A 14,507-nucleotide genomic window follows, 5' to 3' on the forward strand; every position below is an offset into this window, starting at 1 on the left:
GTGATCCACCGTGGCTGCCGTGTGCGATGTGTGTGGCAAGGGCCCCGGTTTCGGTATGTCGGTGTCGCACTCGCACCGCCGCACGCCGCGCCGTTGGAACCCGAACATCCAGTCCGTGCGGGCGCTGATCGCCCCCGGCAACCGTCGCCGGATCAACGCGTGCACCTCGTGCATCCGCGCCGGCAAGGTCGCCCGCGCGTGACGTAGGCCCCCTGAGGGGGGCGCAGGACATGGAGGAGCCCCGCAGGTCACCGACCTCCGGGGCTCCTCCATGTGCGGACGCCGAACGACGGCAGAGGGGGACGGCGTGCGCGACCGTCACCGCCCGCGAGCGGCCGAACGACCCTGAGCTGCGACACCGCCTCGGGGCCCGCTCGAAGATTTGGTGCGCGCACCCACGCAGGTCAGCGACTGGCCACCGAACTCAACAGACAGTCAACACCTTGTCATCCGACACGCCAATCCGGGCGCGACCTCGTCGAAGGAGTTGACACAATGCGTAGACCGCAGCTCCGTGCAAGTGTCAGCATGAATGGCAGGTCCATTGCAAGACTGCTGTGGGGTGCATCGTGTGCCGCACTAGGCGCAGTCGCCTATGCAATGAACAGGAGCGACCCACTGGCCCTGCTCGCGCTCGTCGGAGGGCTGTTGTCGCTGACCCTCCATGCCACCCTCTTCTGCACGGATCGACGACAGCTGGATAGCCAGAAAAGTGACCACACCTGGCGGAACGCCATACTTCTCGCACTTTACGTACTACCGCTCGGCATTCTGAGTGGCAGTCACGAGGTGTTCACCGCTGCCGCTTTCAGTTTGACTCTAGTGAGTACTGCAGTAGCGATCTTCGCCTTCAGGGATCGGTATTCGGGCAAGCGATGAGCTTGACTCGCGTGAACAACGAGCGTCCGGGCTGGACCGACAGACCGCCGCAGTGAGGGCTCGCCTGCGTCGCCGGTGGTGTGGGCGGTTGGTGCGGCATAGAGTACGTGACGCCATGAGACCGAGGATGCCTTTCCCTTTAGCTGCCACTTTGACGCTCGGTACGATAGCGAGCATTTTCGCCCTTGTTATGGCGCCCTCTCAGGAGGGAGGTGATCGGATCTTGCTGACCGTGGCGGGTGTGGCGGGCCTCTTCTTCTTGGGCATGTTCTTCTACCTCGTCATTAAGTCTAGGAGGTGAACATGTGGCCGCCCGCCGGGAACAGGTCGCTCGGCGAAGTGGTTCCGAGGTCAGCCTCTTCCACACCAACGAGTCCGCCGGCGGCATAAGCGCCCCGAGCAACACCATCACCGACTTCGGTCGGCGCTGATACGACCCGGCCACCGACCACCCGCTTGCGCCAACAGCAACCCATCAACTAGGTCGACCCCGCAGGGCGCGATCCTGGCGGTGTCCTTGTGCGGCGTCGAACCGGATCAGCGCGAGCGTCGGCTGCTCGAGTTGGATCGGCTTCGCGCTCGAGTACGGATCTATCTCTGCAGGAGAGATGTTCGAGTGTCAGGAATGACCGCCGTCGGCGCCGGCGCATGCCTTGTCGCTGGCACTGCCTCCGCTTCGGCGCTGAGTACGTGACGCCGTGACACCTCGAGTTCCGACACGACTGATCGCCTTCTTCGGGGTGGTCTTGATGATCAGCGTGCTGGCCCTTGTCTACGGCCAGACCGGGGAGGGTGAGCGCGGTGAGTACACCGTCTTCGGTGCGCTTGGTCTCGGGAGCATCCTGCTCTTCGCCTACGCCGTCGTCCGGACGCGCAGAGGGAGGTAGGTGCCCCTGGGACTGGAGTCAGGGGCGTGATCCGCAGCTTCTTCGTCGCGTAGACCCGCCATCGCGCCGTCATCGACGTCCTACGTCGGATCAGGGCTGAGGGCGGCCACATCGACTGTCGCTGGTCCACGCAGCGCCTCAGCGGCCGATGCCCCGCCCGCGCGCCGCCGCCACCACGAGGTCGACGACGGTCTCCACCGGGAACGCCGTCGCGTCCACCACCAGGTGGTAGAGGCGGGGATCGGCCGGGTCGCGACGGTAGAAGTGCCGCACGTAGGCCTCGCGTGCCCGGTCGTTGGCCGCCATCTCCCGCGCCACCTCCTCGCGGGGCCGCCACGACCGGGCGACCGCCGCGGCCAGCCGCCGCTCCCGCGGGCCGTCCAGCCGGACGTGCAGCGCGTCGGCGCGGTCGGCCAGCACGACCATCGCGGCCCGGCCGAGCACCACGCCGCCATCCCCGGCCGCGAGCTCGGCGAGCACCCGCTCGGTCTGCTCCCGGTAGGCGCGGGTGTCGGGCAGCGGCGCCCCCGGCACCACCCCGCCCACCGGGTCGGGCATGGTGCCGAGCGACGCCACCAGCCGCCACAGCCCGCGCACCACCGTCTCGTCGTTGGCCTCGGCCTCCTCGACCGGCACCCCCAGCCGCCCGGCCACCTGAGCGGGGATCGCACGGTCGTGGAACGGCAGCCCGAGCCGCGCGGCGACCGCCGGCGCCACCTCCGCCCCCGCGGCGCCGTAGGGGGCCGAGATCGTCACGACGCCCACGTCGGCTCCTCCTCGTGCACCGGCAGCTCCTTGCCCAGGAAGACGGCCTCCGGCGAGCAGGCGTAGACCCCGTAACCGGGCACGGGCGCGTAGCCCAGCTCCCGGTACAGCGCCACCGCCTCCGGCTGCCGCTGCCCGGTGTTGAGCACCACCGACCGGTGCCCGGCGCGGGCCGCCGTCTCCTCCAGTTCCGCCATCAGCACCTGGGCCAGCCCCCGCCGGCGGAACCCCGGCGCCACGTAGACGCGCTTGATCTCCACGCCACCCGGCGGGTAGGCCCGCCACGCGCCGCAGCCGGCCGGCACGCCGTCCACCTCCGCGACGAGGAAGAGCCCGGCCGGCGGCCGGAACTCCCCCGGGTCGACGACGGCCTCGTCGCGGCCGCCGTACCGCGCCACGTACTCCTGCTGCACCTGCTCGACCAGCACCTGCGCCAGGGGGTCCTCGTAGGGCAGCGGCCGCAGCCGCACCGCCGCCCCGTTCCGCAGCACCTGCTCAGCCGAAGTGCACATGCCCCGCCCTCTCCGCGCCCACGGCCGCCAGCGCGTCGGCGGCCTCCACCCCGTCCACCCGCACCCCGGCCCCACGCTTCCCCGGCCGCACCAGCCCCACCGGCGTCCAGCCCTCGGGCAGGCGGGCCTTGCGCGGGAAGGTCGCCAGGAGCGCGTGGTCCTCCCCGCCGCTGAGCACCCAGGCCATCGGGTCCACCCCGAGCGCGGAGCCCACCTGCTGCAGCGGACCCACCGGCTCCAGGCACGCCCGCACCAGCGCCGCGCGGTCCAGGTCGAGCACCACGCCGCTGGCCTCCGCGACGTGCCCGGCGTCGGCGAGCAGCCCGTCGCTCACGTCGCACATCGCTGTGGCGCCGGCGTCGGCCGCCACCTGTCCCGCCGCGTACGGCGGCGTGGGGCGCCGGTGCGCCGACACCACGGCCAGCGGGCTGCTGAAGCCGCGGCGCAGCACCGCCAACCCGGCCGCCGACCACCCCAGCCGCCCGGCCAGCGCGACGACGTCGCCGGGCCGCGCGCCCGAGCGCAGCACGGGCGCCCGGCCGCCCAGGTCGCCCAGCGCGGTGACCGAGAGGACGACGGCGGTGCTGCCGGGTGCGGCGGCCACGGTGTCCCCTCCGACGACGGCGGCCCCCTGGGGTGCGCACTCGTCGGCCAGGCCCGTGGCGACCCCTTCCAGCCAGCTGGTGGGCGTGTCCGGCGGGCAGGCCAGCCCGACGACCAGCGCCGTCGTCCGTGCGCCCATCGCCGCGACGTCGGCCAGGTTGGCGGCGGCGGCCTTGTGCCCGACGTCCTCGGCCGAGGACCAGTCGCGCCGGAAGTGCCGCCCCTCCACGAGCACGTCGGTGGTGGCGACGACCCGCCGGTCGGGGGTGCGCACGACGGCGGCGTCGTCGCCGGGCCCGACCTCGGCGGCCGCCGCGGTGCCCGACCGGGCCAGCACCCGGGCGATGACGCCGAACTCCCCGACGACCCGCACGGTGTCGGCCGGATCGCCGCGCGGGACCAGGGGGCGGGGTCGGCTCATCGATGCTCTCCAGTCGCTGCGGTAGGTTGCCGACGAGTCCGCCAGCCGGCGGGGACGACGTCTCGGCACTGTTGCCGGAGGAAGGATCTCCCGTGGTCCACGCCTACATCCTCATCCAGACCGAAGTCGGCAAGGCCGCCCAGGTCGCCTCGACGATCAGCGAGATCAGCGGTGTCACGAAGGCCGAGGACGTCACCGGCCCGTACGACGTCATCGTGCGCGCCGAGGCCGACACCGTCGACGATCTCGGCCGCCTCGTGGTCGCCCGGGTGCAGTCGGTGGACGGAATCACCCGGACGCTGACCTGCCCGGTCGTCAACATCTGAGCGCTCGCCCCGTGGACCCGCTGCGCCGGGCCGCGATCCTGATCACGGCGGCCACCCTCCCGGTGGTGATCGCGCTCGTCGTGCTGGTCAACGTGCTCGGCGAGGAGCCCGCCCCCGAGGCCGAGGGCCCGGCCGTCGTCGACGGGATCACCCCCGTGCGGCCCGAGGACCTCCCGACGCTCAACCTGGACAGCCCCGAGCTCGGCCCCGAGGCCGAGGAGGCCTGCACCGCGCTGATGGGCAACCTCCCCCTGGAGCTGGCCGGGGAGCCGTCCCGCCGCGTGCAGTCCGAGACCCCGTTCGTCTACGCCTGGGGCGAGCCGCCGGTGGTGCTCACCTGCGGCGTCGAGCGGCCCGCCGGCTGGACCGTCGGGGCGTCGGCCATCCAGATCAACGGCGTGCAGTGGCACGTCGACACCAGCGACCCCGACGCGACGGTGTGGACGGCGGTGGACCGCCCCGTCTACGTCGAGGTGCGGCTGCCCCCCGGCGTCGACAGCGCCCCGGTGACGGCGCTGACCGTCCCGCTGGCCGAGGCCCTCCCGTACCAGGAGCCCGCTCCCGGCCCCTGAGCGCCCGCGTGCCCTCACGCCGGCGGCAGCAGCACCAGCTGCTCCTCGAGGACGGCGCCGACCTCCTCCACCGCGTCGGCGACCGACCCGGCCACGGCGGTGACGGAGACGCTGAAGACGCCGTGCCAGCACCACGCGAACGCCGCCGGGTCGACCAGCCCGGCCTCCGGCACGGGGGTGCCCACGGTGAGCAGCCGGCAGTTCGCGGGCAGCTCGGGCGGGTCCACGCTGAGCACGCCGCCGTAGAGCTCGGCGTCGTTGCGGGCCAGGGCCTCGGCGTAGGCGCCGGCGCCGGCCCGCTGCTCGAACTGGTCGACGAAGACGCCGGTCATCGGGCCGGACTCGCGCCCCCAGAAGCGCTCCCACCCGTACCGGTAGCCGTAGTCGTCGAGCACCGCCAGCTCGCGCTCCGGGTCGGGCGCGTAGGCGGCGACGTCCTCCAGCCGCTTGGCCCCGGCCGGCGGTTCCAGCTCGTCGTCGGGCAACCGTGGCAACCCCGACGGCACCTCCCGGACGACGAGCTCCTCCAGCTCCTGCGGAGAGGAGGGCCGGTCGGTGGGCGGCGCGGCCGTCGGGACGCCGTCGACCGCGCGCCCGCAGGCAGCGAGCAGGCAGGCGGCCAGGACCACCCCGGGGGCGACCCGGGACCAGGTGGCGGCTCCGCCACGGCCCGGTCGCCCCGCGGTCACCGGCCCGGCCGTGCGCCGCCGGCGAGCGCCCCGCTCACCAGGCGGTCCACGAGCTCGGCGAACTCGACCCCGGTGGCGGCCCACATGCGGGCGAACATCGAGATCGGCGTGAACCCGGGCATCGTGTTGACCTCGTTGACCACCAGCCGATCCGCGCCGTCGGGCCCGGTGGCCAGGAAGAAGTCGACGCGGGCCAGCCCCCGGCAGTCCAGCGCCAGGTAGGCGCGGCGCGCGATGTCCTGCACCGCGGCGAGCTGCTCGGGGATGAGATCGGCCGGGATGTCGAACTCCGCCGCGTCGTCGAGGTACTTCGCGGCGAAGTCGTACCAGTCCACGCCCGGTCGCAGCCGGATCTCGGCGGGCAGGCTCGCCTCCGGGAGGCCCGAGCCCCGCGCGGCGAGCACCCCGCACTCGATCTCCCGGCCGGGGACGGCGGCCTCCACGATCACCTTCGGGTCGACCGCCGCGGCCGCCGCGACGGCCGCCGGGAACTGCGCCCAGTCGGTGACCTTGCTGATGCCGATGCTGGAGCCGGCGCGGGCGGGCTTCACGAACACCGGCAGGCCCAGGCGCTCGCGCTCGGCGTCGCCGAGGAGGGCGGCGTCCGCGCACACCGCGCCGTGCTCGTCGCGCAGGACGACGTGGTCGCCCTGGGGCAGGCCCGCCGCGGCGAGGAGCTTCTTGGTGAACTCCTTGTCCATGGAGGCGGCGCTGGCGAACACCCCGGAGCCCACGTAGGGCAGCCCGGTCATCTCGAGCAGGCCCTGCACGGTGCCGTCCTCGCCGAAGGCCCCGTGCAGGACGGGGAAGACGACGTCGACCTCGGTGAGCGCCCGCCCGACCGCCGCGCCGGGCTCGAGGACGGCCAGCCCGCGGGCCTCGGGGTCGCCGACCAGGGAGACCGCCGTGCCGCCGGTGACCTCGGGCAGCGCGCCGTCGGCGAGGGCGAGCCGCTGGCCGGGGTCGGGCAGCACCCAGCGCCCGTCCTTGGCGATGCCCACCGGGACCACCTCGTAGCGCTCGGGGTCCAGCGCGGCCATCACGCTCCCGGCCGAGATGCAGGAGATGGCGTGCTCCTCGCTGCGCCCGCCGAAGACGACCGCCACCCGCACCCTGCCCCGCTGTCCGCTCATCGACGCGACCCTAACCGAGGCCCTGCCGCCGCCCCCGCCGCGACGTCGGTGCACGCGCCGGTCCGCCGGGCCGGGCGCGGTGTGGCAGCCTCGTCGCCGTGCCCGACGACCCAGCTCACCAGACCGCACCCGGGGCCGCGCGCACCACCGACGGGCCCGAGCACTCCCCAGGACTGCGCCTGGCCGGCGCGGCGGTGCACCTGTACACCGCCAGCGGCTCGGTGCTCGGCCTGCTCATCGTCCTGGCGGCCTTCGACGGCGCCGTCGAGACGGCCCTGTGGCTGATCCTCGCGACGCTGTTCATCGACGGCACCGACGGGATGCTGGCCCGGCGGTTCCGGGTCAAGGAGACGATCCCCTGGTTCGACGGCGCCCGCATGGACGACATCGTCGACTACCTGACCTACGTCTTCGCCCCGATCGTGCTGCTCTGGACGACCGACCGGCTGCCCGGTGGCGCGCTCGGCTGGGTGCTGGCCGCGCTGCCGCTGCTCGCCTCGTGCTACCAGTTCTGCCGGGTGGACGCGAAGACCGAGGACCACTACTTCCTCGGCTTCCCCAGCTACTGGAACGTGGTGGCCTTCTACGCGATCATCCTGGACGTCGGCACCACCGGCGTCGGCATCGCGCTCGCCGTCCTGACCGTGCTGGTGTTCGTGCCGGTCAAGTACGTCTACCCGTCCCGCACCAAGCTGCTGCAGGGTGTGAACCTGGGGCTGGCAGCGGTCTGGCTCGTCGCCTTCGCCGTGCTGATCGTCCAGTACCCCGACCCGCACCCGGTGGTCGTCGCGGTGAGCATGGTCTACCTGGCCTACTACTTCGGCGTGAGCATCTGGCTCACGGTGGCCGGCAGCCGCCGCCGGTCCGTCTCACCCCAGGGCGTCGAGCGCGCGGGATAGGTCGGCGACCAGGTCCGCGGTGTCCTCGATGCCGCAGGACAGCCGCACGAAGCCCTCCGGGACGGCGTCCCCGCCCCACTGCGCCCGCCGGTCGATGGTGCTGTGCACGCCGCCGAAGCTGGTCGCCGCCGCCCACAGCCGGCTGGCGCCCAGCAACCGGGAGACGGCGGCCTCGTCGGGCAGCTCGGCGGAGACCACGCCGTTCGGGCGCAGCATCTGCCGGGAGGCCAGCGCGAACGACGGGTCCTCCGTCCGCCACGGCCAGCGCAGGCCCGTGACGGCGGGGTGCCCGGCGAGCAGCTCGGCGACCGCCGCGGCGTTCTCCGCCTGGCGGGCCAGCCGCAGGTCCAGGGTGCTCATCGAGCGGTGCCCCAGCCACGCCTCGAACGGCCCCGGCGTGCTGCCGGTGCGGTCGCGGAAGCCCTTCACGGCCGCGTGCAGCGCGTCGTCGGTGACCGTCACGTGCCCGAGCAGCACGTCGCTGTGGCCGGTGAGCGCCTTGGTGTCGCTGCCGACGGTGAGGTCCGCGCCCAGCGCCAGCGGCCGCTGGCCCAGCGGGGTGGCGGTGGTGTTGTCGACCGCGACCAGCGCGCCGGCGGCGTGCGCGGCCGCGGCGACGGCCGCGATGTCGCAGACGTCCAGCTGCGGGTTGCTCGGCGTCTCCAGCAGCACCATCCGGGCCCCGGCCAGCCCGCCCTCGGCGGCGACCCGCTCGATCTCCGGCGTCGGCACGTACCGCACCTCGACGCCGAAGCGGGCGAGCTCCTCGGCGGCCAGCAGGCGGGTCGTGTAGTAGCCGTCCGAGGGCAGCACGACGCGGTCACCGCTGCGCACGCAGGCCAGGACCGCGGCGGTGAGGGCGGCCATCCCGGTGGCGAAGGAGAGGCAGCGGCCGCCGTCGAGCTCCCCGACGGCGTCCTCGAAGTGCCGGAGGCTGGGCTGCTCGGTCCGCGCGTAGGCGTCGGCGCCGCCGGCCCGCGGGGGCTGGTCCCCGAGGTGGAAGGGGGCGGCGAAGACCGGTGAGGGCCGCAGCGGGGCGCCCGGCACGGCCGGGTCCTCCCCCGCCCGCACCGACCGCGTCCCGTCCCCGTGTCCGCTCACTGCACCCCGTTCGCTCCCGCGGGGCGCTCCGCTCCTCGCTCGAGGATCCAGGCCGGTTCCGCGGTCGGTCCGCTCCTCGCTCGTTCCTCGCTGCGATGCTCCCTCCCTGTCACCGGCCGCCTCGCTGCGATGCTCACGCCCCTGTCCGCTCATTCGGGCTTCGCCTCCCGCGACATGATCTCCCGCACCATCTGCGCCGGCGCCTCGCCCTCGTGGCACACCCGCACGACGGCCTCGGTGATCGGGACGTCGATGCCGTGCGCCCGCGCGAGGTCGAGCACGGAGCGGCAGCTCTTCACGCCCTCGGCGGTCTGCCGGGTGCTCTGCTGCACCTCCTCCACGGTCATGCCGCGGCCGAGCTTCTCGCCGAAGGTGCGGTTGCGCGACAGCGGCGAGCTGCAGGTGGCCACCAGGTCGCCCAGACCGGCCAGCCCCGCGAAGGTCGTCAGCTCGGCGCCCAGCACGAGGCCCAGCCGGGCTGTCTCGGCCAGCCCGCGGGTGATCAGCGAGGCACGGGTGTTGTCGCCGAAGCCGAGCCCCTCGGCGATGCCGGCGGCGAGCGCGATGACGTTCTTGACCGCTCCGCCCAGCTCGCAGCCGACGACGTCCGGGTTGGTGTAGGGCCGGAAGTAGCGGGTGTGACAGGCCGCCTGCAGGACCGCGGCCCGGTCGGGGTCCGAGCACGCGATGACGGTGGCGGCCGGCTGCTCCTCGGCGATCTCCCGGGCGAGGTTGGGGCCCGACAGCGCTGCCACCTGCCCCGTCCCCGAGCCGGTGACCTCGCAGATGACCTCGCTCATGCGCTTGGTGCTGCCGAGCTCGATGCCCTTCATGAGCGACAGCAGCGTGGCGTCCGGCGGCAGCAGCTCGCGCCAGACGGTGAGGTTGCCGCGCAGCGTCTGCGACGGGACCGCCAGCACGACCACCTCGGCGTCGTCCAGCGCGTCGGCCGGGTCCACCGTCGCCCGCAGCCGGTCGGGCAGGCGCACGCCCGGGAGGTAGTCGGGGTTCTCGCGCCGGTCGCTGATGGCCTGCACCAGCTCGGGCCGCCGCGCGTGCAGCCGGACGTCGCAGCCGGCGTCGGCGAGCACCTTGGCGAACGTGGTGCCCCAGGAACCGGCCCCGAGCACCGCCGCCCGCGTCACGCGGCGCTCCCCGCGGTGCCGCCGGGACGCGAGCGCCCCGGACCGGGGTGGACGGCGGTCGGGGCCGGCTCCCCCCGCAGCTCGGCGAGCTGGTGGCGCACCCTGGTCATCATGAGGTTGGTCGTCTCCCGCAGCATTGGGGCGTCCAGCGGCCGGCCGGCCCGGACCTCGGCGCGCACGGCCGAGAGGTCGATCGGCTCGCCGACCAGGTAGTCGACGGGTGTGCGCAGCCGCAGGTGCAGCTTCTTGGCGTGGTAGTCGTGCACCCGCTGCGGCCCCCACTGCGCCACCGGCACGACGACGGCGTCGGTGGTGAGCGCCAGGTGCGCCGCCCCCGTGCGGGCCTGCATCGGCCACCACGCGGGATCGCGCGTCACCGAGCCCTCGGGGTAGATCACCACGATGCTGCCGGCCTGCAGGTCGGCCCGCGCCGCATCCAGCGACCCCCGCGCGGCCGACGAGTACCGGGCCACCGGGATCTGCCCCGCGGCCCGCAGGATCGTGCCCGCCACGCCTCTGAAGACCGCCTCCTTGGCCAGGAAGTGCGGGATGCGGCCGCGGTCGAACACCAGACGGGCGCAGGCCAGCGGGTCGAGCACCGACACGTGGTTGACCACGAGCAGGACCGGCCCGCGCACGGGGATGCGCTCGAGCTGGCGGTAGCGGAGCCGGAACAGCAGGGACGCCACCGGGTGGATCACCAGGATGCACAGCCAGAGGGCGAACGGGATGCGCCCCCGGGTGCGCCACCTGCCCTCCGGCAGGGCGCCCGGTCCCCCGTCGGCGCCCGCACCGCGCGGGGACGTCTCCTCCGTCACCGACCCGCCTCCCTCTGCCTCGAGCCAGCCCATGATCGACCCGTCCCGCCGGGCCCGGACCACCGGGTCCGGTCCGACGGGGTCGCGCGCCACCGGGTGCTGACATTGTGGGGCCGTGTCCAGGTGGTCGGTCGTCGTCCCGGCGAAGCGCCTCGTCGCGGCCAAGACCCGGCTGCGCCCGCTCACCGCCGGCCCCGGCGGCGACCACGGCGCCCTGGTCCTCGCCCTGCTCGCCGACACGGTCGCCGCGGCGCTGGCCTGCGATCGGGTGGGGTCGGTCGTCGTCGTCACCGACGAACCGGCGTCGGCGGAGCTGGCGGGCGACCTCGGTGCCACCGCCGTCGCCGACGAGCCCGACCGCGGCCTCAACCCCGCGCTGCAGCACGGTGCGCGGCGCACCGGGAGCACGCACGTGGCCGCCCTCTCCTCCGACCTGCCCGCCCTGCGACCCCAGGAGCTGGCCGCCGCGCTGGTGGCCGCGGAGGCGGCGCCCCGCTGCTTCGTGGCCGACGCCCAGGGAACGGGGACCACGCTGCTGACCGCCGCCGGCGTGCCGCTGCACCCACGGTTCGGGCGCGGTTCGGCGCACGCCCACGAGCTCGAGGGAGCGGTGCGGCTGACCGGCGCGTGGCCCGGGCTGCGGCGCGACGTCGACGTCCCCGCCGACCTGCGGGCGGTTCTCGGGCTCGGGGCCGGTCCGCGCACGACCGGGCTGGTGCGGGCTTCGCCGCTGCTCGTGAGCCGGATCGGTACGGCACGATGAGGGAGTGGCCCCAGAGAGCGATGCCCGGACCGACGCCCTGCCCGCCGACCGCTACCTGAACCGGGAACTGTCCTGGCTGGACTTCAACGCCCGCGTGCTCGAGCTGGCCGAGGACGACTCGCTGCCGCTGCTGGAGCGGGTCAAGTTCCTGGCCATCTTCGCCAGCAACCTGGACGAGTTCTACATGGTGCGCATCGCCGGCCTGAAGCGCCGGCAGAGCACCGGGCTCACCGTCCGCTCGCCCGACGGGTTGACCATCCGGGAGCAGCTGGAGCGGGTCACCGCGCGCACCCAGGAGCTGGTGCAGCGCCACTCCGACGTCTTCAACGAGGACGTGCTGCCCCGGCTGGAGGAGTCGGGCATCCGGATCGTGCACTGGGAGGACCTCGCCGACGAGGACACGCGCCGCCTGCGGGACTACTTCCGCGACCAGGTGTTCCCCGTGCTCACCCCGCTCGCGGTCGACCCCGCGCACCCGTTCCCCTACATCAGCGGGCTGTCGTTGAACCTGGCGGTGTCGGTGCGCGACCCCGACACGGGCGCCCCGCGGTTCGCCCGGCTCAAGGTGCCCAACAACGTGCCGCGGTTCGTCGCGGTCGAGGCGGCCGACTCCACCGCCACCTTCCTGCCGCTCGAGGACCTCATCGCCGCGCACCTCGCCCAGCTGTTCCCGGGCCTGGAGGTGATCGACCACCACTTCTTCCGGGTCACGCGGAACGCCGACCTGGAGGTGGAGGAGGACCGCGACGAGGACCTGCTGCAGGCCCTGGAGCGCGAGCTGGCCCGGCGCCGCTTCGGCCCGGCCGTCCGCCTCGAGGTGGCCGAGCCGATGGACCCGCGGATCCTCGAGGTGCTCATCTCCGAGCTGGAGGTCTTCCCCGACGACGTCGTCCACGTGCCCGGGCTGCTGGACCTGGCCTCGCTCACGGCGCTCTACGACCTCGACCGGCCGGAGCTGAAGGACGACCCGTTCGTACCGGCGACGCACCCGCGCCTGTCCGAGGGCGAGACGCCCAAGAGCGTGTTCGCCACCCTCCGCGAGGGCGACGTGCTGGTGCACCACCCGTACCACTCGTTCGCGACGAGCGTGCAGCGGTTCATCGAGCAGGCGGCGGCCGACCCGCACGTGCTCGCCATCAAGCAGACGCTCTACCGCACCTCCGGCGACTCCCCGATCGTGAACGCGCTGATCGAGGCGGCCGAGGCCGGCAAGCAGGTGGTGGTGCTCGTCGAGATCAAGGCCCGCTTCGACGAGGAGGCCAACATCAGCTGGGCCCGCTCGCTGGAGCGCGCCGGCTGCCACGTGGTCTACGGGCTCGTCGGGCTCAAGACCCACTGCAAGACCGCCCTGGTCGTGCGCCGCGAACAGGGCGTCATACGCCGGTACTGCCACATCGGCACGGGCAACTACAACCCCAAGACCGCCCGCATCTACGAGGATCTGGGCATCCTCACCGCCGACCCGCGGGTGGGCGCGGACCTCACCGACCTGTTCAACGTGCTCACCGGCTACTCGCGGCAGACCAACTACCGCACGCTCATGGTGGCGCCGCACGGCATCCGGAACGGGCTGATCGAGAAGATCCGCCGCGAGGCGCGGCACGCCGCCGAGGGCCGCCCGTCGGGCATCCGCATCAAGGCCAACTCGATCGTCGACGAACGGATCATCGACGCCCTCTACGAGGCCTCGCGCGGCGGCGTCCCGGTGGAGCTGTTCGTCCGCGGCATCTGCGCGCTGCGGCCCGGGGTGCCCGGCGTCTCGGAGACCATCCGGGTGCGCTCGATCGTCGGGCGCTTCCTCGAGCACTCCCGGGTCATGTCATTCGACAACGGCGGCGACCCCGAGTGGTGGATCGGCAGCTCCGACCTCATGCACCGCAACCTCGACCGCCGCGTGGAGGTGCTGCTGCGGGTCTGCGACGAGGCGGCCCGCACCCAGCTCGAGGAGGCGCTGGAGCCCGCGATGGCCCCCGGGGTCCGCTGCTGGGAGCTGCGCAGCGACGGCAGCTGGGAGCGGCTGGAGGGGCGGGACCACCAGGCGGCGCTGATGCGGAGGGTCCATGAGCTCGCCGGCTGAGCGCCGCACCGTCGTCGCCGCGGGCGGCGTCGTCTGGCGGCCGGCCGACGGCGACGGGATCGAGGTCGCCGTCGTCCACCGCGCCCGCTACGACGACTGGTCGCTGCCCAAGGGCAAGCTGGACGCCGGCGAGCACCCCCTCCAGGCGGCCTGCCGCGAGGTGGTCGAGGAGACGGGCCTGGAGGTCGTCGCCGGGCGCCGCTGCCCCACCACGCGCTACGTCGTCGACGGGGCGCCCAAGCGCGTCGACTACTGGGCGATGCGCTGCGTGGGCGGCAGCTTCGTGGCCAACGACGAGGTCGACGAGCTGCGCTGGCTCCCCCCCGAGGAGGCCGCCGCGCAGGTGACCCACGACCACGACCGGCTGGTGGTCACCGACGCCGCCCGCACCGACGTCCCCCGCGAGGTCGCCGTGCTGCTGGTGCGCCACGGCCGCGCAGGCAGCAAGCAGGAGTTCGACGGCCCCGACGACCTGCGACCGCTGGACGCCAAGGGACGGCGCCAGGCGCAGCGGCTGGCCGGGGCGCTGCCGTTCTTCTCCCCCGCAGCGGTGGCCTCGGCCCCGCCGCTGCGCTGCCGCTCGACGGTGGAGCCCCTGGCGGGGTTCGTGGGCCTGGGCGTGCACGACCGCCCGGAGTTCGGCGAGGAGTGCTTCGCGGAGGACCCGCAGACGACGCTGACCGCCCTCGAGCGGCTGCTCGGGCCAGGGGCGGAGGGGATCACCGTGCTGTGCAGCCAGGGCGGGGTCATCCCGTCGCTGCTGCAGGCGCTGGGCGTGCACGGCCACGGCGTCCCCGGCCTGCCACCGCCGGCCGCCAAGGGCAGCGTGTGGGCCCTCGGCGGCCGGCGGGGTGCGCTGGTGGCCGACTACTACCGGGACTTCGAGCCCGACCCCGACGCGCCGTCACAGGCATAGG

Annotated in this window: 16 protein-coding genes; 8 read left to right on the forward strand and 8 right to left on the reverse strand. The window is 73.9% G+C overall.

The window, feature by feature from the left end:
* The first annotated feature begins 19 nt into the window (after window positions 1–19).
* Together rpmB and QOZ88_RS11025 are read left to right on the forward strand one after the other, a co-directional pair.
* Window positions 20–202 carry a 50S ribosomal protein L28 gene (rpmB, locus tag QOZ88_RS11020; protein ID WP_454970731.1) on the forward strand — a complete coding sequence of 61 codons (183 nt, stop codon included), beginning with the start codon at window positions 20–22 and terminating at the stop codon, window positions 200–202.
* A gap of 1,375 nt (window positions 203–1,577) precedes the next feature.
* Window positions 1,578–1,766 carry a hypothetical protein gene (locus QOZ88_RS11025; RefSeq protein ID WP_305999815.1) on the forward strand — a complete coding sequence of 63 codons (189 nt, stop codon included), beginning with the start codon at window positions 1,578–1,580 and terminating at the stop codon, window positions 1,764–1,766.
* Between the two features lie 138 nt (window positions 1,767–1,904).
* Here QOZ88_RS11025 and QOZ88_RS11030 read toward each other — a convergent pair whose 3' ends face one another.
* Genes QOZ88_RS11030 through QOZ88_RS11040 form a run of 3 tightly spaced genes read right to left on the reverse strand, consistent with a single transcriptional unit; the run spans window position 1,905 to window position 4,067 of the window.
* A complete protein-coding gene (locus tag QOZ88_RS11030; protein ID WP_305999816.1) occupies window positions 1,905–2,531 on the reverse strand; it encodes a cytidylate kinase-like family protein in 627 nt (208 codons plus the stop codon).
* Complete coding sequence (locus tag QOZ88_RS11035; protein WP_305999817.1) at window positions 2,519–3,043, reverse strand: GNAT family N-acetyltransferase; 525 nt, start codon at window positions 3,041–3,043, stop codon at window positions 2,519–2,521. The genes QOZ88_RS11030 and QOZ88_RS11035 overlap by 13 nt, the downstream gene beginning before the upstream one ends.
* Window positions 3,027–4,067 (reverse strand): thiamine-phosphate kinase, encoded by a 1,041-nt coding sequence (locus tag QOZ88_RS11040; RefSeq protein ID WP_305999818.1) that lies wholly within the window; start codon window positions 4,065–4,067, stop codon window positions 3,027–3,029. The genes QOZ88_RS11035 and QOZ88_RS11040 overlap by 17 nt, the downstream gene beginning before the upstream one ends.
* A 92-nt stretch (window positions 4,068–4,159) precedes the next feature.
* On the opposite strand from QOZ88_RS11040, the gene QOZ88_RS11045 reads away from it, so the two are divergent.
* The gene (locus tag QOZ88_RS11045; protein ID WP_305999819.1) at window positions 4,160–4,393 is read left to right on the forward strand and encodes an Lrp/AsnC ligand binding domain-containing protein; all 234 of its coding nucleotides are present in this window, start codon (window positions 4,160–4,162) and stop codon (window positions 4,391–4,393) included.
* Window positions 4,394–4,404: 11 nt separating this feature from the next.
* The gene (locus QOZ88_RS11050) at window positions 4,405–4,965 is read left to right on the forward strand and encodes a DUF3515 domain-containing protein (RefSeq protein WP_305999820.1); all 561 of its coding nucleotides are present in this window, start codon (window positions 4,405–4,407) and stop codon (window positions 4,963–4,965) included.
* 14 nt (window positions 4,966–4,979) lie between these two features.
* Here QOZ88_RS11050 and QOZ88_RS11055 read toward each other — a convergent pair whose 3' ends face one another.
* Window positions 4,980–5,654: a hypothetical protein gene (locus tag QOZ88_RS11055; protein WP_305999821.1), complete on the reverse strand. Its 675-nt coding sequence runs from the start codon at window positions 5,652–5,654 to the stop codon at window positions 4,980–4,982.
* Window positions 5,651–6,787 (reverse strand): D-alanine--D-alanine ligase family protein, encoded by a 1,137-nt coding sequence (locus tag QOZ88_RS11060; protein WP_305999822.1) that lies wholly within the window; start codon window positions 6,785–6,787, stop codon window positions 5,651–5,653. The genes QOZ88_RS11055 and QOZ88_RS11060 overlap by 4 nt, the downstream gene beginning before the upstream one ends.
* Before the next feature lie 98 nt (window positions 6,788–6,885).
* Here QOZ88_RS11060 and QOZ88_RS11065 point away from each other — a divergent pair, with 98 nt between their 5' ends.
* Window positions 6,886–7,686: a CDP-alcohol phosphatidyltransferase family protein gene (locus tag QOZ88_RS11065; RefSeq protein WP_305999823.1), complete on the forward strand. Its 801-nt coding sequence runs from the start codon at window positions 6,886–6,888 to the stop codon at window positions 7,684–7,686.
* Here the strand turns inward: QOZ88_RS11065 and QOZ88_RS11070 are convergent.
* The 3 genes from QOZ88_RS11070 to QOZ88_RS11080 form a co-directional block, all read right to left on the reverse strand.
* Window positions 7,657–8,787 carry a cystathionine gamma-lyase gene (locus tag QOZ88_RS11070; RefSeq protein WP_305999824.1) on the reverse strand — a complete coding sequence of 377 codons (1,131 nt, stop codon included), beginning with the start codon at window positions 8,785–8,787 and terminating at the stop codon, window positions 7,657–7,659. The two genes, QOZ88_RS11065 and QOZ88_RS11070, sit on opposite strands and share 30 nt — an antisense overlap.
* Window positions 8,788–8,936: 149 nt before the next feature.
* Window positions 8,937–9,932 carry an NAD(P)H-dependent glycerol-3-phosphate dehydrogenase gene (locus QOZ88_RS11075; protein WP_305999825.1) on the reverse strand — a complete coding sequence of 332 codons (996 nt, stop codon included), beginning with the start codon at window positions 9,930–9,932 and terminating at the stop codon, window positions 8,937–8,939.
* Window positions 9,929–10,750: a lysophospholipid acyltransferase family protein gene (locus QOZ88_RS11080; protein ID WP_305999826.1), complete on the reverse strand. Its 822-nt coding sequence runs from the start codon at window positions 10,748–10,750 to the stop codon at window positions 9,929–9,931. The genes QOZ88_RS11075 and QOZ88_RS11080 overlap by 4 nt, the downstream gene beginning before the upstream one ends.
* Before the next feature lie 115 nt (window positions 10,751–10,865).
* Between QOZ88_RS11080 and cofC the strand changes: the two genes are divergently transcribed.
* From cofC to QOZ88_RS11095, 3 genes are read left to right on the forward strand one after another with little or no spacing between them, the layout of a single operon-like run.
* Window positions 10,866–11,513: a 2-phospho-L-lactate guanylyltransferase gene (gene cofC / locus QOZ88_RS11085; RefSeq protein WP_305999827.1), complete on the forward strand. Its 648-nt coding sequence runs from the start codon at window positions 10,866–10,868 to the stop codon at window positions 11,511–11,513.
* A gap of 4 nt (window positions 11,514–11,517) precedes the next feature.
* On the forward strand, window positions 11,518–13,590 hold the full coding sequence (locus tag QOZ88_RS11090; RefSeq protein ID WP_305999828.1) for an RNA degradosome polyphosphate kinase: 2,073 nt from the start codon (window positions 11,518–11,520) through the stop codon (window positions 13,588–13,590).
* Complete coding sequence (locus QOZ88_RS11095; protein ID WP_305999829.1) at window positions 13,574–14,506, forward strand: NUDIX hydrolase; 933 nt, start codon at window positions 13,574–13,576, stop codon at window positions 14,504–14,506. The genes QOZ88_RS11090 and QOZ88_RS11095 overlap by 17 nt, the downstream gene beginning before the upstream one ends.
* The last annotated feature ends 1 nt before the right edge of the window (window position 14,507 follow it).

The organism is Blastococcus carthaginiensis (assembly GCF_030731085.1).
GTDB classification, from domain to species: Bacteria; Actinomycetota; Actinomycetes; order Mycobacteriales; family Geodermatophilaceae; genus Blastococcus; species Blastococcus carthaginiensis.